The following is a 23969-nucleotide window of genomic DNA, read 5'->3' on the forward strand; positions in this document are numbered from 1 at the left end:
TTAACTTTTAGTGCCGTTTTAAGTCTTATTATTGTGTAAAATATACACAGTTTAACCCGAGCAGGTTTTTTTGTTCATATCAATTTAACATATACCTTTGTACGATGCAATTTACTGCCACGCAGATAAGTCAGTTTCTAAACGGTTCCATTGATGGTAACCCTGATGTAGCCGTTACCGAACTTTCTAAAATAGAAGACGGAAAGGAAGGCTCTTTGTCTTTTCTTTCGAACCCTAAGTACGAAAACTTTTTGTATTCCACTCAGGCGTCAGTCGTTATCGTATCAAAGGATTTCGCCCCTACGCAACCATATACCAGTACATTAATACGTGTAGAAAATCCATATAGTGCTTTTACTATCTTGTTGGATAAATATAATGAAGCCGTTAATGCCCAGACTGCACAATCTGGAATTGATAAACTTGCATTTGTTCACCCTACAGCGAAAATTGGCAAAAACGTATTTATAGATGCTTTTGCCTATGTAGCCGAAAATGTAGAAATTGCAGATGGCTGTAAAATAAATGCTCAAACCTTTATCGGTGCGAATTCTAAAGTCGGTGAAAACAGTACGTTTTTCCCCGGTGTAAAAATTTATCACAATTCAATAATCGGCAACAGGGTTGTTATTCATTCCAATACCGTTATCGGAAGCGATGGTTTTGGCTTTGCCCCGCAAAAAGACGGCACTTACAATAAAATCCCTCAGATTGGAAACGTTATAATCGAAGATGACGTAGAAATTGGCGCAAATACAACTGTAGATCGTGCAACAATGGGATCAACAATTGTAAAGAAAGGTGCAAAAATCGATAACCTGATCCAGATTGCGCACAATGTAGAGATTGGCGAGAACACGGTTTTAGCCGCACAGTCGGGCATATCAGGAAGTACAAAAATTGGCCCTAACAGTGTTGTTGGCGGGCAAGTTGGTATAGCCGGGCACTTAACCTTAGCTAAGGGCACTCAAATTGGCGCACAGGCCGGTATCAATTTTAATATTACAGAAGAAAATAAACAATGGCACGGTAGTCCGGCGCAACCATTGCGCAACTGGATGCGTGCCTCAGTAATTTTCAAACATCTTCCCGATGTAGAAAAAAGAATAAACGCGCTCGAACAGGAATTGAAAAAGCTTACAGCTGAACTGGAAAAGAATACAATACACAATGAACGTTAGACAAAAAACGATTAAACAAGAAATATCAGCATCTGGTGTTGGTTTACACACAGGCGCTAATGTTACTTTAACATTTTGCCCGGCCCCCGAAAATCATGGCTTTAAATTTCAGCGTATTGATTTAGATGGCCACCCGATTATCGAAGCCGATGCAGATAACGTTACAGACACCTCACGTGGAACAACACTTACCCAAAATGGCGCCAGCGTGAGCACCGTAGAGCACGTAATGGCATCGTTAGTGGGCATGGACCTTGATAACGTACTGATTAAATTAGACGGACCCGAAACCCCGATTATGGACGGGAGTTCTATCCAGTTTGTTGATTTACTGGAAGAAGTTGGTACAGTTGAACAAAACGCAGATCGCGAGTACTTTACTATTCCCCATAACATTACCTATACCGAAGAAGATAGAAAGGTAGAAATTGTGGCAATGCCGCTTGATGACTATCGTTTTACCTGTATGATCGATTATAATTCTCCTGTTTTGGGCAGTCAGCATGCTGGCATTAATACCATTGCAGAGTTTAAGAAAGAAATTGCTTCATGCCGCACCTTCTGTTTCTTACACGAATTGGAATACCAGTTATCGCACAATTTAATTAAAGGTGGAGATTTAAATAACGCTATTGTAATTGTAGATAAAGAGGTTACGAAGGACGAATTGAGCCATTTGGCCAAATTATTTAACCGTAAAGATATCGATGTTGCCCCACAGGGAATTTTGAACAACATGGAATTGCGTTACCAAAATGAGCCTGCCCGTCATAAATTATTAGATATGATTGGCGATTTAGCTTTGGTTGGCATGCATTTAAAAGGCCATATTATGGCTGCCCGCCCAGGCCATGCAGCAAACGTTGCTTTTGCTAAAAAAATTAAAGCAGCGATTAAAAAAGAGAAAAACAAAAAAATACAAAAGGTTTACGATCCAAGTGCAAAACCACTATATGATGTTGTTCAGATTATGGATATTTTGCCTCACCGCCAGCCATTTTTATTCGTTGATAAAATATTAGAACTTTCTAAAAATCACGTGGTAGGTGTTAAAAACGTAACCATGAACGAAGAGTTTTTTAAAGGTCACTTCCCTGGTGCACCGGTTTTTCCGGGCGTAATTCAAATTGAGGCTATGGCTCAGGTTGGTGGTATTTTAGTGTTAAGTACCGTTCCAGATCCTAGAAATTATTTAACCTATTTCTTAAAAATAGATAACGTACGTTTTAGGGCCCAGGTTCTTCCTGGCGATACTATTGTTTTCCGCTGCGATTTACTTGAACCAATCAGAAGGGGTATTGCCCAGATGAAAGGTGTAGGTATGGTTGGCGAAAAAATCGTTGTCGAAGCCGAAATGATGGCTCAAATTTCAAAAGTTAAACAAGCAGAACCCGCCCAATAATGATACAACCTTTAGCATACATACATCCCCAGGCAAAGATTGCCGAAAACGTGGTAATCGAACCCTTTGTAGTGATACATAAAGACGTTGTAATTGGAGAAGGAACCTGGATCGGATCGAACGTAACCATTATGGATGGCGCACGTATCGGCAAAAACTGCCGTATCTTTCCTGGTGCTGTTATTTCTGGCGAACCACAGGATTTAAAATTTGCAGGTGAGGTTACCACTGCAGAAATCGGCGACAATACGACTATCCGCGAATGCGTAACCATTAACCGTGGTACAAAAGATAAATGGAAAACTACCATCGGTAGCAATTGTTTAATTCAGGCTTACTCACACATCGCGCACGACTGTGAAGTTGGCAACAACTGTATTTTCTCGAACAGCACTACCTTGGCTGGCCACATTACCATTGGAAACAATGTGGTTTTGGCGGGTTTGGTTGCGATACATCAATTTGTTAAAGTGGGTTCTTATGCTTTCGTAACTGGTGGTTCATTGGTACGAAAAGATGTCCCCCCTTATGTAAAAGCAGCTCGTGAGCCACTTTCTTATGCGGGAATTAACTCTGTTGGTTTGCGCAGAAGAGGTTTTACCAACGAGCAGATTGACGAAATCCAAGAGATTTACCGTGTACTTTTTGTAAAACACAATAATGTAACTAAAGCTTTAGACATGATCGAAGCCGAATTTAAACCAACGGAAATCCGTGACGAAATTGTAGATTTTATCCGTAATTCTAACCGTGGTGTAATGAAGGGCTTTGGAATGGGCAGTTAAGCTTAAAGCAGAAAGACCAAAGCTTAAAGCAAAATAAATATTCATGATTGATTTAACACTAATCAGAACCGATTCAGGCAATGCCGATTTTAGAACATTGGTCGCGTTATTGGATAAAGATTTAGCTGTTAGAGATGGCGACGACCATACTTTTTATGCTCAATTTAATAAGGTTGATGCCATTAAAGAGGTGGTTATAGGTTATCAAAATGGAGTCCCGGTTGGCTGTGGCGCCATAAAGCCTTTTTCAGCAACAGAAGCCGAAGTTAAAAGAATGTTTGTACATCCGGATTATAGGAAGCAAGGCATAGCCGCTAAAGTTTTAAATGAATTAGAAAGCTGGGCTGCTGAACTCGGTTTTACTTCATGTGTTTTAGAAACAGGCAAAAAACAGCCAGAAGCCATTGCACTTTACCAAAAGGTGGGTTATCATATCAGGCCCAACTACGGACAATATGTCGGTGTTGATAATAGCGTTTGTATGGCTAAACCGCTTACCACTAAACCCTAAACGCCCTGCCGCAAATGAATATCTCTTTAAATAATGTTGGCAGAAGGTTTAATAAGGAATGGATTTTTAGAAATTTAACTACTGAATTCACCTCTGGTAACAGTTATGCAATACTGGGACCTAATGGCTCTGGTAAATCAACTTTATTAAGCGTTTTAACGGGTAGCTTATCTCCTTCTGAAGGAGAAATTTCATTCTCAGACACCAAAGAGATCTCTATAGAAAATATCTATAAATACATCAGCCTGGCTGCACCATATCTCGAACTGGTTGAAACATTTACCTTAAAAGAGAGCATTGATTTTCATTTTAAGTTCAAAAATTTTGCTCCGGGACTCGATTCAAAAAAGCTGATCACCATACTGGGATTAGAAAAAGCAGCAAACAAAGAAATCAAGTACTTTTCATCGGGAATGAAGCAAAGAACCAAACTAGCTTTGGCATGTTGTACCGATACACCAATTTTATTTTTAGATGAGCCTACGAGCAATTTAGACGTTCAGGGAATAAATTGGTACCGCGAACTGATCGAAAATTTTGGAAAGGACCGCCTAACGATAATCGGCTCCAATCAAATACAGGAATACGATTTTTGCACAAAGCAGATACAAATATCAGATTACAAGTAAGTTATATATAAAATCCACTCCTTACAAAACGTCTGTTTTGTCATACATTTGTATTAAAAATAAATTTTTTTAAAAACATTTTGTAATTCACAAATTATACTTACCTTTGCACCACCAAAAAGAGAAACAATTATTTAATTTATCTCTTCAAGTAAAAGATCATATTTCCGTATTTCGGAATCAAAATATATAGCCCGTAAAGGCAAAGAGTTTTTCATAGTTTAGTTTGAGGTTTAGGTTGATTATGCCTTTGGAGTGGTTCCCAAAGGCATTTCTTTTATACGGGGATTTTTAAGGATTAACGTCGCTAAAAAAATCATCCGCGTATGCTTTCAGACCAACTAACAAATGACTTTTGAATCAATAATCCACAGATTTTCCTTTCCAAATCATCATTCCTTTTTTTAACTTTGGTGCTCAAAAATTAACAAAACTAGATTTCATTATAAAATGGCAAAGGCATCAGAAGTAAAAAGCGGAAATGTGCTTCGTTTTAACGGAGAGTTGGTAAGTGTAGAAGAGTATATTCACCGCACTCCAGGAAATTTAAGGGCTTTTTATCAGGCCCGCATGCGCAACGTAAAAACCGGAAAAATTGTAGAATACCGTTTCCGGACCGATGAAGAGGTGACCATTTGCCGTGTAGAAACCAACGACTATCAATATCTTTATGAAGACGGCGATTATTTGGTGGTGATGGACAACAACACTTTTGAGCAATACAATATCCCCAAGTTGCTTTTCGGAAACTCCATTAAGTTTTTAAAGGAGGGCATGAATGTAACCATCGCTTTTGAAAGTGACGAACCGATTGTTGCACAGCTCCCTAATAGTGTAGAGTTAGAAATTACCTACTCTGAACCCGCTGTAAAAGGCGATACCTCTACCAGTGCACAAAAATATGCCACCGTAGAAACCGGTGCTGAAATTAGAGTGCCTCTATTTATTAACCAGGGAGATAAGGTTAAAGTTGACACCAAAACCGGCGAATATATGGAGCGGGTAAAATAGCATAGTTGAAGGTTTAAATTTCCTTAAACCCTAAGCCTTATACCTTAAACCTTTATAGGTTTTTATCAAAATAATTTTACCTTTGCCGTCACGAAAAACTGAAATATAAATCCAATTTAGGATAACACAATATGGCAAAAGCATCAGAAATTAAAACAGGTAACATTCTTCGCATAAACAACGAGCTGGTTACTGTTGACGAATGGAATCACCGTACACCAGGAAAAGGTGGAGCATTTTACACTGGTAAATTCCGCAACATTAAATCGGGCAGAATTGTTGAAGCACGTATGAATACCGACGAGGCTGTAGAAATCTGCCGCGTTGAAACCAATGATTATCAATATTTATACGAAGAAGGTGATTATCTGGTAGTAATGGACAACAACAATTACGAACAGTTTAACGTTGAAAAATCACTATTCGGTTCGGCTATTAAATTCTTAAAAGAAGGCATGAACATCATCGTTTCTATGGAAAGTGAAGAAGCTATTATGGCTCAATTGCCAAACTTTGCTGAATTCGAAATTACCTACTCGGAGCCAGCTGTTAAAGGCGATACGTCTACAAACGCATTAAAAGCTGCAACATTAGAAAACGGTGTTGAGGTGAAAGTTCCGATGTTTGTAAACCAAGGAGATAAAATTAAAATCGATACCCGTACCGGCGAGTACGTTGAGCGTGTAAAATAATTTTAAGCAAAATACATGGAAGCCTCTGAAGTGAACTCTTCAGGGGCTTTTTGGTTTCTACATTTAGACCTGCAAGGTTTTAAAAACCTTACAGGTCTGTAAAAAACAACCCACTTCGCTCGCTTGTTATAAAAAACATAAATTTGAATACCATGTTAAAAGCCGAAATCAGAAAGCAAGCGCTAAAAGAAAGATTATTGCTGAGCGACACAGAGTACGAAAGCCTATGCGAAGCCCTCTTAAATGAGTTTAAATCGCTCGATTTTAGCCAAATTAAAACCCTCCACATCTTTTTGCCCATTACAGAAAAAAAGGAGCCCAATACTTTTTTACTGATCGAATGGCTTAATAAAAATCACCCAGAAATTAAAATCATTGTACCTAAAGCCGATTTTGAAACTGCTTTAATGACCAATCACGAATATTTAGGTGTAGGCGATTTAAAGAAAAACCTTTATAACATCCTGGAACCACAAAAAGGAAACCTGCATGAAGGCGAAGTAGATCTTGTTCTTATTCCACTTTTAGCTTTCGATAAACAAGGTTACCGGGTGGGTTATGGCAAGGGCTTTTACGATCGTTTTCTACAGGATATAAATGCTCAAAAAATAGGCTTATCTTTGTACCCTGCTATTGAAAAAATCGATGATGTAAATGAACACGACATCAGGTTGGATTTTTGCATTACGCCAACAGAAATTATAAAATTTTAAGCTTACCAGCATGCCACAGGAAATCGTTATCAAAACCGAAAAACAATACGAAGACAATATGATTGCGGTATTCGAGTTACAGGAAAAGGAGGAATTAACCGCTGAAGACCTGAAACAGATTGAATTGATGTTACAGGCCGGAGAAAAATACGAAGCCGAACATTTGTAGGGCTTTCCATTTTTAGGTCGTCATCCTGAATTTATTTCAGGATCTATTTCCAATGCGTAAGTCCCAATTAATAAAAAACAAGAAAGACCCTGAAATAAATTCAGGGTGACGCACTTAGATTAATGTCCCTTAACAAAATCACTCACCAGATAAGCAACCAGTTTAGCCGTTAACTTACTCACCCTCCCATCCAACATTCGCGCTGCGCCTTCACAAATATGTAGATAAGAAAACTTCTTCACACTGGTTAAAATGAGTTTTCTAATATCGTTAACGGCAAAACCAGATGGTGTTTCGGCACTGGAAAGTACATTTTGAACGCAGTCCAAATCGATTTCCAAACCCGCAACTGAACCTATTTCATTCACCAGGTCAGTAAAGTCAGTCCCGGTTAAAATATCGTCAAAAAACACAGCCTTAAGCTTTGGGTTCGTATCTATTTGATTTAAAATAGCTTCATTATTATAGTTTTGATGCAAGCCATACATGAAATAACTATTCAGGTAGTTTTCTTTCAACGCATAAGAAAATCCGTTCCCGCTGTGCCGACCTTCCAGTTCTCTTAAATCAGCATGCGCATCCACATTTAAAACCGCTATTGGGCTTTTATGTACGAAAGAAGTACCCTTAATTATTGGGTAGGCATTATTATGACCACCACCAATTACAATAGGTATTTTGCCTGCAGCTACTATTTTTTCAATTACAGGATAAACCAGCTCATCAATCTGTGCAACTTTGTTTCTTAAACCCGTTATGGAAGGATCTTCGGGCTCATCGATTTCGAAATGGCCTAAAATCAAAACCTCCTCGCCATTTAAAAAGCGGTTGCTCTGGATATTTAAAAAAGCCACCAAACTTGGTCGCCACATAGAGGCTGCACCTGCAATACCTAAGTTTGCACGCACACCTATGTCTTCTGGAATACCCAACAATACAAATTTCGCACTTGCCCCTTTCAGTTCATCCCATGAGGATAAGACAGCAACTTTTTCGCCCAGTTTGGTTTCGCCATCACGAGCGATGATTAAACGGTCGATGTCGCCCTGCGAATATATTTTAAGGTTATCCATTATAAATTTCACCGTTTAAAATAACTGTCTCTATTTGCGTTTCACCAAAACTATATGGCAAATAGGCAATTGAAGGCATCGGCTTGGTTATAAACAGGTTCGCTTTTTTACCAACGGTAATGCTTCCATAATCTTCACTCATCTCCATTGCTGCCGCACCATTTAATGTTGCAGCATTTATCGCCTGTTCAGGAAACATCTTCATTTTAATACATGCAAGTGACACCACAAAATTCATATTTCCTGAAGGTGTTGAACCTGGATTGTAATCGGTAGCCAAAGCAACCGGCAAATCGGCTCTTATAAAGCTTTTGGCATCAGCAAAAGGAATACCTAAGTAAAACGAACAAGAAGGGAGTAATGTTACAATGGTATCAGCATTTCTTAACGTTCGGATCGTTTCTTCATCACTTTCTTCGAGGTGATCAACTGAAATGGCTCTATTTTGCACAGAGACCTCTATTGCCCCCGAAACGGAAAGTTGATTGGCATGTACTTTTGGTTTTAGTCCGTATTTTGTACCTGCCTTTAATACCTGATCGGTTTCTTCGACAGAGAAAAACCCTTTTTCGCAAAAAACATCAATATAGTCGGCCAGTTTTTCTTGTGCTATTTGAGGCAGCATTTCATTAATAATTAAATCGATGTAACCCTGATGGTTGTTTTTAAATTCGGCCGGATAAGCATGAGCGGCTAAGAAAGTTGCTTTTATAGGAATCGGGAACTGATCTTTTAGCCTGCGGATCACCCTGAGCATTTTGATTTCACTCTCCGTGGTTAATCCATATCCGCTTTTAATTTCAACGGCACCGGTTCCCAGACGGATCATTTGCGTTAACCGCACAGATGCACTTTCAAACAATTCATCTTCCGAAGCTTTTTGGAGTTTATTAGCCGAATTTAGAATCCCACCACCCGCCGCGGCAATTTCTTCGTAGCTTTTGCCTTGGATTTTCATTGCAAATTCTTCCTCGCGCGAAGCAGCAAAAACAATGTGTGTATGGCTATCGCACCATGAAGGGAAAATATATCTGCCTTCTGCGGAGATATGGGAGGATAGATTTGAGATATGAGATGGGATTGAATCCATCTTTCCAAAATCCTTGATCAGATCATCTTCAATTAAAAGCCAGGCATTTTCAAGAACTGGTAACGAATCTAATTCACCGCCACGTAGCACTAATTTATCTTTGGAATGTAAGCCCACCAGGCCTTTTATATTTGTGATTAGCATTTGGTTAGATTAAGGTTAATTGTTTAAACTGTGCAAATTGGTTAATTGAGTTTTGGTTACAGTTAACCGATTTAAACAATTAACCAGTTAACCAAATACCTAATCGATCTCTAAAAGAACCGGACAATGATCTGAATGTATTGCGTCGGGTAAGATTCTAACATTTTTCAATCGGCTTTCCATAGGCCTGGTAGCCAAATGGTAATCGATCCGCCAACCCAAATTCTTTCCTCTCGAACCGGCACGGTAGCTCCACCAGGTATAATGGTGCGGGTCTTTATTAAAATGACGAAAAGTATCGATGAAACCATTATCCAAAAATAGCTGCATCCACTCCCGTTCTTCTGGCAAAAAGCCCGATGAATTGGCGTTTGATTTTGGGTTGTGAATATCGATGGAGGTATGACAGATATTATAATCGCCACTTACAATTAGATTTGGTATCTCTTTACGCAATTCTCCAATATATACATCAAAAAAACGCATAAATTCGTACTTTTTAACCTGACGTTCATCTCCGCTTGAGCCAGATGGCATATAGAGACTCATTAAAGAAAAATCGTTAAAATCTGCCCTTAAAATTCTACCCTCTTTATCTATCCATTCTTCACCGCAGCCAAATTCGATATGATTCGGTTTAATTCTGGTCAGAATTGCCACACCGCTATATCCCTTTTTTTCAGCGGGGAACCAATAATGATGGTAGCCAAGTTGCTCAATCAGTGCAATAATTTCAGGAATCTGCAATGGCAAGGCTTTTACTTCTTGCAGGCAGACCATATCAGCATCTGTAGCCTGAAGCCAGCCAAAAAAGTTTTTGGTACTTGCTGCCCTAATCCCATTAACGTTATAGGAGATAATCTTCATTCAGTAAATTTCAATTGTTGTGGGCGGTAAATTTAGAAATTAATTAAATAAATGCTTAGTAATTCAGATTTGCTTTCGTTAAATTTGTTTATGAGCATTGAAGAGCTAAAAATAGAGATCGCAAAAAAAGTATTCGAAACAGATGACGAAAATCTTTTGTCAGAGTTAGACATGCTTTTAAACTACAGCGAAAAGGTTGTTTTAGAAGAACTACCGAAACATGTTCAAGAGGGTATTAAAAGAGGATTAAAGCAAGCTGAAGAAGGGAAATTAATCCCTTATGATGAAGTTAAAAGAAGACTCTCTGAGAAATGGCATTAACAGTTTCTTTTTCAGAAGAAGCATACGAAACACTACTCGGCATTGGAATGTTCATCGAGGAAATCTGGGGATATGATTACGCTGAAAAATTTATCCACAGTGTTTATAAAAAAATTGATTTGATTGCCATTCAGCCATTCATTTACGAACCCATTTTATTAAACAGTCAAGTTAGAAAAGGCGTAGTTTCGAAATATACTTCTTTCTATTATAGGGTTTATCAAGAAGAAATTAGAATCCTATTCTTTTTCGACAACAGACAAGATCCATTAATTACATAACCATTTTATCCTTCAAAGAAGCCTGTAACAGCTGCTTCTCTAACTTTTTTGCCGCTCTTCTTTTCAAAACTGTAACTTCCATCTTCACATCCTGTTTAGGGCGGTTGTTTTTATCAGTTGCCAGAACAGCTATTTTATCAACCATATCCAAACCCACCACTATTTCGCCATAAACGGTATAGTTTCTATCCAAATGAGGCGTACCACCTATCGTTTTATATACCTCACGCTGCCATTCAGGGATTTTGAATTTCAGGCGCTTTTCTTCTACATTATCCAATTGCTGGTCGGTAAAAACTTTTCCCTGAACCAGGTAAAACTGACTACCGCTCGATGCTTTGGCCGGATTAACGTCATCGCCTTCCCTGGCCGCAGCCAAAACGCCTTTTTTGTGGAACAAGCTATCATTAAACTCTGCCGGAATGGTATATTTAGGTCCACCCTCACCCAATAAAGAATCAGGTTTGGCATTTTTAGAATCCGGATCACCACCCTGAATCATAAAATCTTTAATTACCCTGTGAAATAAAACACCGTTGTAATATCCCGATTTGGTTAATTTCAAAAAGTTATCGCGATGTAAAGGGGTTTGATTATATAGCCTAATAATGCATTCTCCAAATTCGGTTTTAATGCGTACATATTGATTTTTGGGCTTTGCAGCAAAGGCTGAAAGTATCGAAAAGGTGCAGAGGAATAATAATATTTTCTTCATTTAATTGGTGCTTAAGGCTAAAGTAAGCTAAAAAATGAAATTCAATAAATAATTATCGGCATTATTCGATATTTTTTCCTTTACCTTTGTATTAATGAAGTTAAAACAAAAAATAGCACTTTCTTTGGCTGTATTTTATGCAGTTAGTGTTATGGGTTTGGCTTTAAGTCTCCATTTCTGTGGAGGCAAATTAGAAAACGTTAAACTTTTCAGCAATGAGGTTTCCTGCAAATTCTGCAAAGACATTCCTGCCGAAAAGAAAGATGATGGTTGCTGCAAAAACACCCAGGTAACCGTAAAAGTTAAAGATAGCCACCAGGCAGGGGCGAAAGTACAAATGCCTAAGTTGTTTTCGATCGAGCTTTTTCTTCATCCCCCGGTTTTAGAATTTCTTACCAACATTACCCCGCAGTTTTTTAGCAAAATTTCGAATAAAGCGCCGCCACTTTCCTCGCGGATTGTCTTGCATATTTTCAATTGTATTTTTAGGAATTAGGATTTTAAACATCGTCTCGTCAATGCATCGTTTTGCATTTCGACAGGCTCAATGTGACATTTTCTTAAATTCTAATTCAAAAAAATCATGAAAGCAATAAAAATATTCAGCATCATTATGCTATTCTTCGCCGTTAATGTTTCGGCACAACAAATATCTTCAGCAGATTTACAGGTAACAGGTTTAACCTGTTCTATGTGTTCTAACGCAACACAAAAATCGTTAGAAACGCTAAACTTTATCAGCAGCGTAAAACCCGATTTAAACAAAAACACCTTTGTTCTAACTTTTAAAAAAGATGCCAATATCAATCTTGATTTGGTTCGCAAAAAGGTTCAGGATGCTGGTTTTTCGGTTGGTGGTTTAACAGCAAGCTTCAATTTTAACCAGGTAAAAATAGACGATAAAGGTCAGGCAGTTGTTGATGGCAATGTATATCGTTTTGTAAACGCGAAGAGTAAAACACTTAATGGGATTGTAAAAGCCAGTGTAGTTGACAAAAATTTCATCTCAGGTTCAGCATTTAAAAAACAAGCAACAACAGCTAATTCTGATGCTTATGCGAGTGGTACTGGCGTAGTTAACGGAAAAAAAACGCGCATTTACCATTTAATTCTTTCTTAAGATGAAAAGGATATTCGTATTGGCGCTGATGATTATCGGCGCCTATACAAATGGTTTTGCACAAGAACTATATGTATTTACCGAGCCTGCCAGTAATATGCCAACCAAATCGATCGGTGTAAGAATTACGAATGAAGGCATGTTCAACAATCCGGGTTTTGTAAGCAGAACTATTCCTGAAGTAATGATCGGATTCAACAAAAACCTGATGATGCATGCACAAGGTTTTTTATCTGATATGGATGGAAAGTACCGTTTAGAGGGTGGAAGTCTTTATGCCAAGTATCGGTTTTTATCATTAGATGAAACACATAGCCACTTTAGGGCAGCAGCTTTTGGGAGGGTAAGCACCAGCAAAAGGCCAACCTATACGAGGGATATTAATCTCGAAGGTGATAATAGCGGCATACAGGGTGGATTAATTTTCACGCAGCTTTTGCACAAACTGGCACTATCAACCACTTTGGGTTATGCACATGCTTTCGAAAACAGCGATAGGCAAATTGCCGGAGTGCCGCAGCCAAAAAATATGTTATCGTATAGTTTATCATCGGGTTACCTGGTTTTGCCTGTGGTTTACAAGGATTACAAGCAGCCAAACTTTAACATATATTTAGAGTTATTGGGAAAAACAGATCCAAGTAGCGGCCAATCTTACTTGGATATAGCCCCAGCCATACAGATGATTTTAAATAGCACAACCCGTATCGATTTGGGCTACCGTTTTCAGGCGACGGGAAATATGGATAACCGATATACCAAAAATATGTACCTGCTTAGGGCAGAATTTAATTTCTTTAACGTTTTAAAATAAATAACATGAAACCATCATGGTTTTTCAGATTAATTTTACCGAATTAAAACCATGATCGCTTCATCACCATTAAAAAAAATATACAACAGATGAAAAAAATATTAGGAATAGTTGCCATCATAACAATCGCAACAACAGCTTTAACTTATGCACAAAGCAAAACAGATGTAGCCTTAAATCAGGCGCTAACAGCTTATTACGATGTAAAAAATGCTTTAGCAACTGACAAAAAAGATTTAGCCATCGAAAAAGTAAAGATTTTATCGGCAAAAGTAAATGCAGTGAACCATAAAGATCTACCTGCCGATCAGCATAAAACATTTATGGAACAAGCGGCCATCATTAAAAGCAAAGCGGCGCAACTTGCAGGCTCTAACGACATTAAAACACAGAGAAAAGCTTTTGAAGGAATTTCTTATGCCATGATCAAAACCTTAAAGGGGCTAAAATTTAATAGTAAAACTGTTTACGTTCAACACTGTCCAATGGCTAAGGCAAGCTGGTTAAACGAAAAAGAGAACATCGAAAATCCTTATTATGGAAGTATGATGTTTGATTGCGGTGACGTTTCTGAAACCATAAAATCGAACTAATGAAGCTGCATATCAAAAACATGGTATGCAACCGTTGTAAAATGGTGGTTAAAGCTGAGCTGGAAAAGCTCGGCTTTAAACCATTATTGGTTGAACTTGGCGAGGTTACCTTGGCTGAAAACATTTCTCCGGAGGATAAAATCAAGATATCGGATAATTTGACTCATTTTGGGTTCGAATTACTTGAGGATAGGAAAACCCAGATTGCAGAGCAGATTAAAACCGCCATTATTAATCTGGTACACTATACCCAAGAGCCATTAAAAATCAATCTTTCTGCCTATCTCAGCAAGCTGTTAAAATTGGAATACACGAGCTTAAGCAGCATTTTTTCGGAGGTGGAAGACCAAACCATCGAGAAGTATTTCATTGCTCAAAAAATAGAAAAAGCAAAAGAGATGCTTACTTATGGCGAACTTACCTTGAGCGAAATTGCCTATCAATTGAACTACAGTAGTGTTGCACATTTATCGGCACAGTTTAAAAAAGTAACCGGAATTACACCCTCAGCTTATAAAGCAGCATCAATGGATAGCAGAAAAACACTAGATGAGGTTTGATGGAAGAGGTAAAATGGATGGCGGATTAGAGAATAGCCCATGGTCAATGGTTAAATAGATCATGGTTGATGGCCAAAAAACGTAAAGGCTATTGTCCATCAACCATACGGCCATAAAAACATTATCCATAAGCCAGTTGGTGGTTTTCAGTTAACAATTAACCAATTTAAACAGTTAACCGATTAACCCAGTGCTAATTTCTTACCATAAATCAAGACTAACCGACTGATTCTGTGCTAACTTTGCAGTTAAATAAATTTACTAGGTATGAAAAAATTATTCTTATTTCTGATCGCTGCCTCAATCAGTGTGGCATCATTTGCACAAACAAGCTGGAAAATAGATCCGATGCATTCATTTGTTAACTTTTCGGTTAAACACATGGGTATTTCTTTCGTTGACGGTTCTTTTAAAAAATTCGACGGAACGGTTACGGCCTCTAAACCAGATTTGACGGATGCTAAAATCAGCTTTAGCGTTGATGTAAACAGCATTACAACTGGAGTTGACATGAGAGACGGACACTTAAAAACTGACGATTTTTTTAATGTGGTGACTTACCCTACGATGAAGTTCGAAAGCACTTCTTTCAAAAAATTAAGTGGAAACAACTATGAGTTAAGTGGAAAGTTAACCATCCGTGATGTAACCAAAGATGTAAAATTTGCTGTAGTTTATGGTGGTACGGCTAAAGATCAACAAGGAAACACTAAAGCCGGATTTGGTGCTACAACGACCGTAAACCGTTTAGATTATAACATTAAATATGATCCAACTGGTGCCGGCGTTGCAAAAGATGTAGCCATTAAATTAAACCTTGAATTTGTTCAGGGGAAATAATTGAAGAGATCGTCATTTATTAATAATGATTCTGGCAAATATTTCACTATAAAATCTGTCACATTGAGCCTGTCGAAATGCATATAGGTGCTTCGACAAGCTCAGCATGACAAACACTGTATCATGTCTACACTATCTCAATTCAGAAGTTTTACTCAGCGCTTACCTCAAACCGAGCTGATGCCTGCACTTTTTATCGGTCACGGTTCACCCATGAACGGTATCGAAAATAATGAGTTTAGCCAGAGTTGGGCAGAACTGGCAAAAAACATTCCCATTCCAAAAGCAGTGTTGGTGGTATCGGCACACTGGTACACACACGGAACCTTCGTTACGGCTATGGATTTCCCGAGCACCATTCACGATTTTGGCGGTTTTCCACAGGCATTATTCGATGTACAATATCCGGCACCCGGCGATCCAAAACTGGCTGCAGAAATTCCGAATTTAATCCATTCTACTCCCGTTGGTTTAGACCATGACTGGGGTTTGGATCATGGCACCTGGACAGTGGTAAAACACATGTACCCAAATGCCGATATTCCAGTTTTACAATTAAGTATCGATTATACCAAATCGCCTGAACAGCATTACGAAATTGCCAAAGAAATTTATGCGCTCCGTAAAAAAGGGATATTGGTTTTGGGCAGCGGAAACATGGTACACAACCTCCGCATGTTAAGCTGGGAAATGATTAATGGTGGCGGTTATGATTGGGCAATTGAAATGAACGATAAGTTTAAAAATTTAATTGCCAACGGCGACCATAAACCTTTGATCAACTATCGTAACCTAGGTACCGATGCGATGTTGGCCATCCCTACCCCAGAGCATTATTTACCGCTCATTTATACCCTTGGAATGAAAAATGAGAAGGAAGAGGTTTCTTTCTTTAATGACAAAGCGGTTGGTGGTTCGTTAACCATGACTTCGGTTTTGGTGGGATAAAAATCACTGTCATGCTGAGGCACGAAGCATCTGCAGCCGATGACAACCAGCCCTTCACAGATAAGGATTCTTCACTGCGTTCAGAATGACAGCAATATAAAATTCTATAAAACTTTATGATTATTCTGTAACGCTTATGGCCCTATGAAGCGGTAAATTTGTATAAAGATTTTAATCATGACACACACCTATCAACTTACCGGCATGACTTGTGGCGGTTGCGAAAATAAAGTAAAAAGTAACCTGCTCGTTTTACCAGATGTAACTTCTGTTGAGGTTTCGAAAGATACCAATTCTGCCACCATTAGCATGGATAAACATATTGGCTTAGATATACTCCAACAAGCTTTGGGTGGCACAGACAGCAAATATCAAATTTCTGCCGCCCACCATATCGAAACACTTGAAGAAGCAAAATCGTGGGCCGAAACTTATAAACCCATTTTATTGATATTCGGATATGTTACCGCCATATCACTTGTGGTTTCGTGGCAATCTACGGGAATTAATTTCATGGTGTTCATGCGCATTTTTATGGCGGGTTTCTTCCTCACCTTCTCTTTCTTTAAAATGCTTAATCTGAAAGCTTTTGCCGAAAGTTATGCCATGTACGATATCGTAGCCAAAAAATTTGGTGCGTGGGGTTACATCTATGCTTTTATCGAACTTGGATTAGGCTTATCTTTTGCATTAAACCTATCACCCGTAGTTGTAAACTGGGCTACACTAATTGTAATGACGGTAAGCATCCTTGGTGTTTTGGAAAGTGTTTTAAACAAGAAAAAGATTCAGTGTGCCTGTTTAGGTGCGGTTTTTAACTTACCCATGAGTACCGTAACCATTGTTGAAGATGCTATTATGATTGCGATGAGTGCAGCGATGCTGATTTTGATGTAAACTATTGCCGCTTGTACCTAAACTCCGATTTTCGGCTTTTACCATTAAGCTCGCCTTCAATCCAGGCGAGTAAATCCTTTTTTCCCTGATTTTGGTAAACTATTCTCTGCGGAAAATCGTGTGTTTTATTTTCGAAAACATAGGTCTCATCTTTCGTAGTAATAAGTTTGAAACAAGTTTCTTTTCCTTCGTTCTGCCCTGTTACAGTTGAACAGTAAAAAGTATCTTTTCCAATCTTTTTGATCTTAAGGGTTTCGGTAAGCAAACTATCACCTTTGGCATTTATTCGATAGCTTTTGCCGCTGAGTGTTTTATCTGAATTTTGCACCCACTGCTCTATAATTTTTCCTTTTGGCGTTTGTATTTCCCATGAACCTAAAATGAAAGCAAAGGTTTTTGAAGGATTTTTTTGTGCATTAACATTAGTGCAAAACCCAATAAGGATTAAGGACATAAAAATTAAACGAATTCTTTTCATTTTGCTATCGTATTTGTAATATGTGCCAAATGATGTTTTCCATGCCAAGCGTACATACCCAACATGTTTGCTAATGTAAGTTCTTTTCCCTGAGCCGGGTGAATGTATTTTCGCTGATAATCTTCCTGTTTCAATGTTTTTAAAAAAGCAACCCAACGTTGGTGTAAAGCAGACAATAAATCAATAGATAATTTGATATTTCCATTTTTTGCTTCCCCCGTTTCGGCCCAGCGTTCTTCGTAATATGGCCTGATTATGGGAACATCTTCGGTAATGGCTTGTTTAAAACGGATATAAGCATTGATGTGGCTATCAGGAATATGGTGAACAACTTGCCTCAACGTCCAACCTTCGGGGCGATAAGTTTGGTTTAATTCTTTTTCAGTCAAATTTTCGGTAGCTTTCCTAAGCTGATTAGGCAAAGCTTCTATTTCGGAAATCCATATGTCGATTTGTTTTTGATCGAAAACGTCTGGCATTGAAAATTGGCCAATCGGGTATTTAAGCTGTTCTAAATCCATGAATCCAAAATAGGCTTTTTGTATGAATTATTTTGCCACGGAAACACGGAATCCGCGGAATATTTTTACATCAATTTCTTTAGCCATTTTAACAAGCCCATTTTTTTTTCGTAAGGCGGATAAATCATCTTGGTTAATCCCAACTTCGACTGGAAAACCACTGCCCTTTCGTGCGAAAAGGTTTTAAAACCAAAAACACCATGACAACTGCCTATGCCACTATTATTTACCCCGCCGAAAGGCAAATTAGGATTACCGATATGGACCAATACATCATTTACACAGGTTCCGCCTGCACTTGTTTCAGTAATAATTTTATTTTGGTTCTGTTTATTGTCTGAGAAAATATAAAGCGCCAAAGGCTTTTCTTTCCTGTTCACAAAATCAATTGCCTCCTGTAGATTTTTGTAAGTAATTACAGGTAAAATTGGTCCAAAAATTTCTTCCTGCATGATCGCGCTGCCCTCAGCTACCGAAGTTAAAAGCGTTGGTGTAATGGTTAAATCTTGCTCATCCGATTTTCCACCAAAGGCCAATACAGCACCATCGCCAAGAGCTTGTTCAATCAATTTATTTAAGCGCAGGAACTGTTTTGTATTGATGATTTTAGCATAATCATTTTTGTTAATTTTCGCTTCGTTAAAGAACATTTTTTGAACCGCGGCCTTATAATACATTTCAAAATCGGCCACCCTATTTTCATTAATTAATACATAATCCGGGGCAATACAGGTTTGTCCGGCATTAACCAATTTGCCCCAGGCAATTTTTTCTGCGGCTTTTTTTAGGTCGCAGGTTTCATCTACAATAGCTGGCGATTTACCACCAAGCTCTAAGGTAACCGAGCTAAGATTTTTTGCCGCAGCTTCCATCACCACCTTACCAATTGCGGTACTTCCGGTAAAAAATATATGGTCAAAAGGAAGTTTTAATAGCGCTGTAGAAACTTCGGCATCACCTTCGAAACAGGCAATTTCTTTTGGATCAAACGTATTGGAGATCAGTTTGCTGATTATACCTGCCGTCGCAGCACTCAATTCAGACGGTTTTAGTATGACGAAATTTCCTGCTGCTATGGCAGAAATCAACGGGCTCATAATCAATTGTAACGGATAGTTCCAAGGGGCAATAATCAGACAAACACCTTTTGGTTCATAGTAAATTTTATTGCTGGCAAAAAGATTGCTCATGGTCCTGCCTGCCGATTTTGGTTTCATCCAGCTACGCAGCTTTTTAATGGCATGATCTATTTCGGCATAAGTAAAAAACAGTTCAGTTACTGCGGTTTCGAAACGGTTTTTGCGCAAGTCACTCTTCAATGCGGCAAATATTTCTTCCTCGGCATTTTCTAATGCCTGTTTAAGCTGCCTTAGTTTTCCAATGCGTGTTTTAGCATCCGTTTTGCGCAACCCGAATTTATGTTGCTGCTGTAAAGCGAAAACTGATTTTATCTGTTTTTCCATAATTACCAAAGGCTCACAATTTTTATTGTATAAGCAATTTAAGAAAATATAAGGTTCGTAAGGTTATATGAAAATTAAGTGATTAATCGAGCTAGCTAGAGTTGTGGGTTAATTTTAGTTAAAATGCACCCATTTCATTAAAAATTCATTCATTTAAAGCATATTGCAGCAAATTTTAATATTCAAGATGAAAAGATTGTTTTTTGTTTTCGCATTCATAATTCCGATGGTTATACATGCCCAAACCCTAAAAACAGATGTATTGGTTATTGGTAGTGGCGATGCCGCCTATTCAGCATCTTTTCAATCGTTCAAATCAGGTGTTAAAACAATTCTGCTTACACAAAAGGAACAGCTTGATCTTAAGAAAATTTCTGATAGCAAGCCCAAAGAAGTAACTCTTTTTTATCAAAGCTTTTTAAAAAGGGAGATTGAAAACGCTAAAAACTTAGATGCACCTAAGCCAGACAAAAAGAAACCACTAAAAGTAACAGTTGATAGCACTCAGCTTTTAAATGTAATCAATGGTATTCCTTACACTGAAATTAAACGCTCAGGCAGTGGCTGGGAAGTGAAACTCACGAAAGACAAAAGCATTAGGGCAAAAGTTCTGGTTATGGCCGATAATCCAGAAAAGTTAATGACTGCATTAAAAATTACGGGCTTAAATCCTGCGACTTCAAATCAATTAAATTATAGCGAGAATTTATATAGAACAACAGTAGCCAGTGTTTTGTCCAAAGGGGCAAATTTTTTATCATTATACAGCCTGCTCATCCCAAGCCAAGAAAACCTTTTATATATTTCTGCCGATCAGTTCGAAATTGGCCCTGCTGCAGGTGCAATCGCAGCCTATGCTGCATTTTTCGATACCAAAACCAGTTTGTCAAATTTAAAAAGGATCCAGGGTGAATTATTAGCCTATAAACATACGTTAATGCCTTTTGAGGATGTAAAATCAATTGATTCTAACTGGCTGGCCATCCAGAAAGTGGGTATAACGGGAATTATCAAAGCAGAAATAAAACAAGACAAAGCCTATTTCAATCCCGAAAAAGATGTTACCCACGATGAAATTAAGCAGCCGATCAAAGATTATTATTACAAGGCCCAGATCTGGTTTGATGATCATCAGCATATCCCCATTAATTTAGAAAACACCATTGCAATGGTTTGTTATGTGGGCAATAAATCAGTTGAGGCAATCAAAACTGAACTGCAAAAAAAGTGGAACAAAAACTACAAGTTTACTTCTAAATACGAACTTAAAAAAGTATTAACCAGACGAGAATTTGCAGTAATCATCAACGAGTACCTAAAGCCTTTCGATGATGTGAATGTAGATAAAACCGGAAGGGTAATCCGTTAACCTCTCCCTATGTAAGTTGGTGCAGCTACTTCTGCATTTCGTATCCCTCTCCTTGAGGAGAGGGAATGAACAGCCTTTGCTATAAAGCACTACCGTTCATAGGGTGAGGTTGTTGTAACATTTCCATTTCCTGTTAAAATTAGCAAGTCCATTCCCTAAATTGCAGCCAAACCTAAAATTCATGAAGAAATATTTACTTTTCCTTTTGCTTTGCACAGGCGAATACGCTTTTGCACAACAATTAGCACCTTTAACTGTCGAAAAGATAATGCGCGATCCAAAGTGGATGGGCGTTGCACCAACCAATTTCCGTTGGACTGCAGATAGCAAAACCCTGTACTTCAACTGGAACCCTGAAAATAAAGCTAAAGAAGAATTATTTAAAGTTTCGGCAGCTGCTACCAAACCCGTTAAAGCGGCAGAAAAGGAAGATGAAAAGCTTTTAAGTTTAAACTATACCTATAACACTGACCGCTCGCTTGGTTTAATCGAAAAAAGTGGCGATATCTATTTACAGAATTTCAAAGGCAATAAAGAAACGCGGCTAACCAGCACGCAAGAGCGAGAAAACAGCCCTGTTTTTTTAACCAATGGAAATATCGTTTATCAATTGGGCGATAATCTTTTCGAAGTGGATTTAAAATCTGCCGAAACCAAACAACTCACTAATTTCGTTAAAGGTAAAAAAGCAGGCCGACCGGAAACCAAGCCGCTTACCGAGCAGGATAAATGGCTAAAGGCACAGCAAACCGAATTGTTCGATATCATTAAAAAAAGAAATGCAGAAATCAGAAGTGGCGCCCGCGGTGGAAGAGGCCGTTCTGGCGCAACATCTGCTGATTCAAAACCATTAAAAGAGCTTTATACAGAAGATAAGTTTTTAAATGGCGTAACCATTAGTCCCGATGGGCATTTTATTACTTATAAGCTAACCACGCCAGCCCAAAATAACCATAGCACTGTTGTTCCGAATTATATCACATCGTCAGGCTATACCGAAGATATTCCTGGCAGAACAAAGGTTGGGGAAAATGAAAATATTTCGCAGGGCTTTATCTACGATACTCAAAAAGATTCTGTTTATGCCATTCAGACTGCTACCATACCGGGCATTAAAGATCTTCCCGATTACCTTAAAGATTATCCAAAAGAATTGGATACGCTAAAAAAGAAAAACGCAGACAGGCCTGTAAATTTCTTTGGCCCGATTTGGAACGATAACGGAAGTAACGCAATTGTCGTTGCAACTTCAACCGACAATAAAGACCGCTGGATCTTAAAACTGGATGCATCAACAGGGAAGTTTTCTCTAATAGATCGTCAGCGCGATGAAGCCTGGATTGGCGGCCCGGGCATTAGTGGCTTTTACCAAGGTAGCACCGGATGGATAGACAATAACCGCTTTTACTATCAAAGCGAATCTACTGGATATTCGCATCTTTATGTGGTGAATATTGCCACAGGCGATAAAAAACAACTAACCTCTGGCAAATGGGAAGTGCAATCTGTTCAGCTTTCAAAAGATAGAAGTACGTTTTATCTTAAAACAAATAAGGAGCACCCAGGGATAACAAACTTCTTTAAAATCAGTGTAAACGGTGGTGAGCTTGTTCAGATTACTGCCATGAAAGGCTTAAATGATATCACCCTCTCTCCTGACGAAAAATACATAGCCATTAATTATTCCTTTATGGACAAACCTGGAGAGTTATATCTTCAGCCAAATAAGGTTGGTGCCAAAGCCGAAAAAATTACTCAATCTACCTCTGCCGAATTTAATTCTTACAAGTGGCGTCAACCGGATATGGTAAGCTTCAAAAACCGCTATGGTGCAGATGTTTATGCGAGGGTTTATAAATCCGATAATCCACATCCTAATCACCCTGCGGTAGTTTTTGTTCATGGTGCAGGCTATCTTCAAAATGTGCATTTCGGCTGGAGCACCTACTTCCGCGAGTTTATGTTCAATAATTTACTGGCCGATAATGGTTACACGGTAATCGATATCGATTATACCGGAAGCTCCGGTTATGGTCGCGATCACCGTACAGGTATTTACCGCCACATGGGAGGAAGAGATTTAACCGATCAGGTTGATGGCGTTAAATTTTTGGTAGAGAAATATGGTGTTAACTCACAGCATGTTGGTTTGTACGGGGGCTCTTATGGCGGATTTATTACCTTGATGGCCATGTTTAATGAATCGGATGTTTTTGCAAGTGGTGCCGCTTTACGTTCGGTAACCGACTGGGCACATTATAACCATGGTTATACTTCGAATATTTTAAACGAACCTTATAACGATCCGATTGCTTACAAAAGAAGTTCACCGATCTACTTCGCCGATAAGCTAAAAGGCAACCTTTTAATGGCGCACGGAATGGTTGATGTGAATGTTCACTTTCAGGATATTGTGCGCATTACACAACGTTTTATAGAGCTCGGCAAAAACAATTGGGAGCTTGCCGTTTACCCTGTTGAAGACCATGGTTTTATCGAGCCAAGCAGTTGGACTGATGAGTATAAAAGAATATTCAAACTGTATGAAAATACGTTGAAGAAGTAACCTCCCACTTAGCCAGTTCGTCATCTCGACTGGAGCGCAGCGAAACGGAGAGATCTATCTAGTTAGATTTCTCGACTGCGTTGCACTTCGCTCGAAATGACGACAACGAATGAAAATAGAACCCTACTATATTTCACACCAACAATATAGTTTTCATCTATATCGTTATCAATAAATACAATTAACAATTAGCGAAACGGGGGTTGCTTGACATCT

Annotated in this window: 28 protein-coding genes; 21 read left to right on the forward strand and 7 right to left on the reverse strand. The window is 38.5% G+C overall.

Going from position 1 to position 23969, the window contains the following annotated elements:
* The first annotated feature begins 104 nt into the window (after window positions 1-104).
* From lpxD to AC1DNH_RS12455, 9 genes are all read left to right on the forward strand, one after another.
* Window positions 105-1181, forward strand: coding sequence for a UDP-3-O-(3-hydroxymyristoyl)glucosamine N-acyltransferase (lpxD, locus tag AC1DNH_RS12415; protein ID WP_029274292.1), 1077 nt, complete (start codon window positions 105-107; stop codon window positions 1179-1181).
* On the forward strand, window positions 1171-2583 hold the full coding sequence (locus tag AC1DNH_RS12420) for a bifunctional UDP-3-O-[3-hydroxymyristoyl] N-acetylglucosamine deacetylase/3-hydroxyacyl-ACP dehydratase (protein ID WP_108197090.1): 1413 nt from the start codon (window positions 1171-1173) through the stop codon (window positions 2581-2583). Before lpxD ends, AC1DNH_RS12420 begins: the two co-directional genes overlap by 11 nt.
* On the forward strand, window positions 2583-3368 hold the full coding sequence (lpxA, locus tag AC1DNH_RS12425) for an acyl-ACP--UDP-N-acetylglucosamine O-acyltransferase (protein WP_029274294.1): 786 nt from the start codon (window positions 2583-2585) through the stop codon (window positions 3366-3368). The genes AC1DNH_RS12420 and lpxA overlap by 1 nt, the downstream gene beginning before the upstream one ends.
* A gap of 43 nt (window positions 3369-3411) precedes the next feature.
* Window positions 3412-3879: a GNAT family N-acetyltransferase gene (locus AC1DNH_RS12430; protein ID WP_477581742.1), complete on the forward strand. Its 468-nt coding sequence runs from the start codon at window positions 3412-3414 to the stop codon at window positions 3877-3879.
* A 14-nt stretch (window positions 3880-3893) separates the two neighbouring features.
* Entirely contained in the window at window positions 3894-4508 is a 615-nt protein-coding gene (locus tag AC1DNH_RS12435; RefSeq protein ID WP_477610956.1) for an ABC transporter ATP-binding protein, read from the forward strand.
* A 450-nt stretch (window positions 4509-4958) separates the two neighbouring features.
* The gene (gene efp, locus AC1DNH_RS12440) at window positions 4959-5519 is read left to right on the forward strand and encodes an elongation factor P (protein ID WP_055904075.1); all 561 of its coding nucleotides are present in this window, start codon (window positions 4959-4961) and stop codon (window positions 5517-5519) included.
* Window positions 5520-5650: 131 nt separating this feature from the next.
* Entirely contained in the window at window positions 5651-6211 is a 561-nt protein-coding gene (efp, locus tag AC1DNH_RS12445) for an elongation factor P (RefSeq protein WP_029274299.1), read from the forward strand.
* A gap of 152 nt (window positions 6212-6363) precedes the next feature.
* Window positions 6364-6924, forward strand: a complete 561-nt coding sequence (locus tag AC1DNH_RS12450) for a 5-formyltetrahydrofolate cyclo-ligase (protein WP_477583671.1) — start codon at window positions 6364-6366, stop codon at window positions 6922-6924.
* A gap of 10 nt (window positions 6925-6934) precedes the next feature.
* Window positions 6935-7093 carry a hypothetical protein gene (locus tag AC1DNH_RS12455; protein ID WP_157257919.1) on the forward strand — a complete coding sequence of 53 codons (159 nt, stop codon included), beginning with the start codon at window positions 6935-6937 and terminating at the stop codon, window positions 7091-7093.
* A gap of 119 nt (window positions 7094-7212) precedes the next feature.
* Here AC1DNH_RS12455 and AC1DNH_RS12460 read toward each other — a convergent pair whose 3' ends face one another.
* From AC1DNH_RS12460 to AC1DNH_RS12470, 3 genes are all read right to left on the reverse strand, one after another.
* Complete coding sequence (locus tag AC1DNH_RS12460) at window positions 7213-8166, reverse strand: formimidoylglutamase (RefSeq protein ID WP_477583673.1); 954 nt, start codon at window positions 8164-8166, stop codon at window positions 7213-7215.
* Window positions 8159-9400: an imidazolonepropionase gene (hutI, locus tag AC1DNH_RS12465; protein ID WP_477583674.1), complete on the reverse strand. Its 1242-nt coding sequence runs from the start codon at window positions 9398-9400 to the stop codon at window positions 8159-8161. The genes AC1DNH_RS12460 and hutI overlap by 8 nt, the downstream gene beginning before the upstream one ends.
* 99 nt (window positions 9401-9499) lie before the next feature.
* The gene (locus AC1DNH_RS12470) at window positions 9500-10267 is read right to left on the reverse strand and encodes an exodeoxyribonuclease III (RefSeq protein ID WP_477625412.1); all 768 of its coding nucleotides are present in this window, start codon (window positions 10265-10267) and stop codon (window positions 9500-9502) included.
* A gap of 90 nt (window positions 10268-10357) precedes the next feature.
* Between AC1DNH_RS12470 and AC1DNH_RS12475 the strand changes: the two genes are divergently transcribed.
* Both AC1DNH_RS12475 and AC1DNH_RS12480 read left to right on the forward strand, forming a co-directional pair.
* Window positions 10358-10588: a hypothetical protein gene (locus AC1DNH_RS12475; protein WP_276899407.1), complete on the forward strand. Its 231-nt coding sequence runs from the start codon at window positions 10358-10360 to the stop codon at window positions 10586-10588.
* Window positions 10579-10869 carry a type II toxin-antitoxin system RelE/ParE family toxin gene (locus AC1DNH_RS12480; protein WP_426326923.1) on the forward strand — a complete coding sequence of 97 codons (291 nt, stop codon included), beginning with the start codon at window positions 10579-10581 and terminating at the stop codon, window positions 10867-10869. Before AC1DNH_RS12475 ends, AC1DNH_RS12480 begins: the two co-directional genes overlap by 10 nt.
* Here AC1DNH_RS12480 and AC1DNH_RS12485 read toward each other — a convergent pair.
* Window positions 10862-11584, reverse strand: coding sequence for a peptidylprolyl isomerase (locus tag AC1DNH_RS12485; protein ID WP_477586244.1), 723 nt, complete (start codon window positions 11582-11584; stop codon window positions 10862-10864). The two genes, AC1DNH_RS12480 and AC1DNH_RS12485, sit on opposite strands and share 8 nt — an antisense overlap.
* A 94-nt stretch (window positions 11585-11678) precedes the next feature.
* On the opposite strand from AC1DNH_RS12485, the gene AC1DNH_RS12490 reads away from it, so the two are divergent.
* The 8 genes from AC1DNH_RS12490 (at window position 11679) to AC1DNH_RS12525 (ending at window position 17356) form a co-directional block, all read left to right on the forward strand.
* Entirely contained in the window at window positions 11679-12080 is a 402-nt protein-coding gene (locus tag AC1DNH_RS12490) for an HYC_CC_PP family protein (RefSeq protein WP_477610873.1), read from the forward strand.
* A gap of 87 nt (window positions 12081-12167) precedes the next feature.
* Window positions 12168-12704, forward strand: a complete 537-nt coding sequence (locus AC1DNH_RS12495; RefSeq protein WP_477610874.1) for a heavy-metal-associated domain-containing protein — start codon at window positions 12168-12170, stop codon at window positions 12702-12704.
* Between the two features lies 1 nt (window position 12705).
* The gene (locus AC1DNH_RS12500; RefSeq protein WP_477583381.1) at window positions 12706-13518 is read left to right on the forward strand and encodes a transporter family protein; all 813 of its coding nucleotides are present in this window, start codon (window positions 12706-12708) and stop codon (window positions 13516-13518) included.
* Window positions 13519-13607: 89 nt separating this feature from the next.
* Window positions 13608-14111 carry a DUF3347 domain-containing protein gene (locus tag AC1DNH_RS12505; protein WP_477583383.1) on the forward strand — a complete coding sequence of 168 codons (504 nt, stop codon included), beginning with the start codon at window positions 13608-13610 and terminating at the stop codon, window positions 14109-14111.
* On the forward strand, window positions 14111-14671 hold the full coding sequence (locus AC1DNH_RS12510) for a helix-turn-helix domain-containing protein (protein ID WP_477583385.1): 561 nt from the start codon (window positions 14111-14113) through the stop codon (window positions 14669-14671). The genes AC1DNH_RS12505 and AC1DNH_RS12510 overlap by 1 nt, the downstream gene beginning before the upstream one ends.
* Before the next feature lie 267 nt (window positions 14672-14938).
* Window positions 14939-15511, forward strand: coding sequence for a YceI family protein (locus AC1DNH_RS12515; protein ID WP_477583386.1), 573 nt, complete (start codon window positions 14939-14941; stop codon window positions 15509-15511).
* 123 nt (window positions 15512-15634) lie between these two features.
* On the forward strand, window positions 15635-16459 hold the full coding sequence (gene ygiD, locus AC1DNH_RS12520) for a 4,5-DOPA-extradiol-dioxygenase (RefSeq protein WP_477583388.1): 825 nt from the start codon (window positions 15635-15637) through the stop codon (window positions 16457-16459).
* A 177-nt stretch (window positions 16460-16636) separates the two neighbouring features.
* The gene (locus AC1DNH_RS12525; protein ID WP_477583389.1) at window positions 16637-17356 is read left to right on the forward strand and encodes a heavy-metal-associated domain-containing protein; all 720 of its coding nucleotides are present in this window, start codon (window positions 16637-16639) and stop codon (window positions 17354-17356) included.
* A gap of 1 nt (window position 17357) precedes the next feature.
* Here AC1DNH_RS12525 and AC1DNH_RS12530 read toward each other — a convergent pair whose 3' ends face one another.
* The 3 genes from AC1DNH_RS12530 to AC1DNH_RS12540 form a co-directional block, all read right to left on the reverse strand.
* On the reverse strand, window positions 17358-17834 hold the full coding sequence (locus AC1DNH_RS12530) for a DUF6265 family protein (protein WP_477583391.1): 477 nt from the start codon (window positions 17832-17834) through the stop codon (window positions 17358-17360).
* Window positions 17831-18355 (reverse strand): YfiT family bacillithiol transferase, encoded by a 525-nt coding sequence (locus tag AC1DNH_RS12535; RefSeq protein WP_477607994.1) that lies wholly within the window; start codon window positions 18353-18355, stop codon window positions 17831-17833. Before AC1DNH_RS12535 ends, AC1DNH_RS12530 begins: the two co-directional genes overlap by 4 nt.
* Before the next feature lie 65 nt (window positions 18356-18420).
* Entirely contained in the window at window positions 18421-19818 is a 1398-nt protein-coding gene (locus tag AC1DNH_RS12540) for an aldehyde dehydrogenase family protein (protein ID WP_477607996.1), read from the reverse strand.
* Window positions 19819-20005: 187 nt separating this feature from the next.
* Between AC1DNH_RS12540 and AC1DNH_RS12545 the strand changes: the two genes are divergently transcribed.
* Together AC1DNH_RS12545 and AC1DNH_RS12550 are read left to right on the forward strand one after the other, a co-directional pair.
* On the forward strand, window positions 20006-21187 hold the full coding sequence (locus AC1DNH_RS12545; protein WP_477607997.1) for a hypothetical protein: 1182 nt from the start codon (window positions 20006-20008) through the stop codon (window positions 21185-21187).
* Window positions 21188-21368: 181 nt separating this feature from the next.
* Window positions 21369-23753, forward strand: a complete 2385-nt coding sequence (locus AC1DNH_RS12550; protein ID WP_477607999.1) for a S9 family peptidase — start codon at window positions 21369-21371, stop codon at window positions 23751-23753.
* Window positions 23754-23969: the final 216 nt, after the last annotated feature.

Source organism: Pedobacter sp. 01N310 (assembly GCF_056399805.1).

Coding starts and splice junctions, on each gene's coding strand:
- lpxD (WP_029274292.1), top strand. CDS start 105: ATGCAATTTACTGCCACGCAGATAAGTCAGTTTCTAAACGGTTCCATT.
- AC1DNH_RS12420 (WP_108197090.1), top strand. CDS start 1,171: ATGAACGTTAGACAAAAAACGATTAAACAAGAAATATCAGCATCTGGT.
- lpxA (WP_029274294.1), top strand. CDS start 2,583: ATGATACAACCTTTAGCATACATACATCCCCAGGCAAAGATTGCCGAA.
- AC1DNH_RS12430 (WP_477581742.1), top strand. CDS start 3,412: ATGATTGATTTAACACTAATCAGAACCGATTCAGGCAATGCCGATTTT.
- AC1DNH_RS12435 (WP_477610956.1), top strand. CDS start 3,894: ATGAATATCTCTTTAAATAATGTTGGCAGAAGGTTTAATAAGGAATGG.
- efp (WP_055904075.1), top strand. CDS start 4,959: ATGGCAAAGGCATCAGAAGTAAAAAGCGGAAATGTGCTTCGTTTTAAC.
- efp (WP_029274299.1), top strand. CDS start 5,651: ATGGCAAAAGCATCAGAAATTAAAACAGGTAACATTCTTCGCATAAAC.
- AC1DNH_RS12450 (WP_477583671.1), top strand. CDS start 6,364: ATGTTAAAAGCCGAAATCAGAAAGCAAGCGCTAAAAGAAAGATTATTG.
- AC1DNH_RS12455 (WP_157257919.1), top strand. CDS start 6,935: ATGCCACAGGAAATCGTTATCAAAACCGAAAAACAATACGAAGACAAT.
- AC1DNH_RS12460 (WP_477583673.1), bottom strand. CDS start 8,166: ATGGATAACCTTAAAATATATTCGCAGGGCGACATCGACCGTTTAATC.
- hutI (WP_477583674.1), bottom strand. CDS start 9,400: ATGCTAATCACAAATATAAAAGGCCTGGTGGGCTTACATTCCAAAGAT.
- AC1DNH_RS12470 (WP_477625412.1), bottom strand. CDS start 10,267: ATGAAGATTATCTCCTATAACGTTAATGGGATTAGGGCAGCAAGTACC.
- AC1DNH_RS12475 (WP_276899407.1), top strand. CDS start 10,358: ATGAGCATTGAAGAGCTAAAAATAGAGATCGCAAAAAAAGTATTCGAA.
- AC1DNH_RS12480 (WP_426326923.1), top strand. CDS start 10,579: ATGGCATTAACAGTTTCTTTTTCAGAAGAAGCATACGAAACACTACTC.
- AC1DNH_RS12485 (WP_477586244.1), bottom strand. CDS start 11,584: ATGAAGAAAATATTATTATTCCTCTGCACCTTTTCGATACTTTCAGCC.
- AC1DNH_RS12490 (WP_477610873.1), top strand. CDS start 11,679: ATGAAGTTAAAACAAAAAATAGCACTTTCTTTGGCTGTATTTTATGCA.
- AC1DNH_RS12495 (WP_477610874.1), top strand. CDS start 12,168: ATGAAAGCAATAAAAATATTCAGCATCATTATGCTATTCTTCGCCGTT.
- AC1DNH_RS12500 (WP_477583381.1), top strand. CDS start 12,706: ATGAAAAGGATATTCGTATTGGCGCTGATGATTATCGGCGCCTATACA.
- AC1DNH_RS12505 (WP_477583383.1), top strand. CDS start 13,608: ATGAAAAAAATATTAGGAATAGTTGCCATCATAACAATCGCAACAACA.
- AC1DNH_RS12510 (WP_477583385.1), top strand. CDS start 14,111: ATGAAGCTGCATATCAAAAACATGGTATGCAACCGTTGTAAAATGGTG.
- AC1DNH_RS12515 (WP_477583386.1), top strand. CDS start 14,939: ATGAAAAAATTATTCTTATTTCTGATCGCTGCCTCAATCAGTGTGGCA.
- ygiD (WP_477583388.1), top strand. CDS start 15,635: ATGTCTACACTATCTCAATTCAGAAGTTTTACTCAGCGCTTACCTCAA.
- AC1DNH_RS12525 (WP_477583389.1), top strand. CDS start 16,637: ATGACACACACCTATCAACTTACCGGCATGACTTGTGGCGGTTGCGAA.
- AC1DNH_RS12530 (WP_477583391.1), bottom strand. CDS start 17,834: ATGAAAAGAATTCGTTTAATTTTTATGTCCTTAATCCTTATTGGGTTT.
- AC1DNH_RS12535 (WP_477607994.1), bottom strand. CDS start 18,355: ATGGATTTAGAACAGCTTAAATACCCGATTGGCCAATTTTCAATGCCA.
- AC1DNH_RS12540 (WP_477607996.1), bottom strand. CDS start 19,818: ATGGAAAAACAGATAAAATCAGTTTTCGCTTTACAGCAGCAACATAAA.
- AC1DNH_RS12545 (WP_477607997.1), top strand. CDS start 20,006: ATGAAAAGATTGTTTTTTGTTTTCGCATTCATAATTCCGATGGTTATA.
- AC1DNH_RS12550 (WP_477607999.1), top strand. CDS start 21,369: ATGAAGAAATATTTACTTTTCCTTTTGCTTTGCACAGGCGAATACGCT.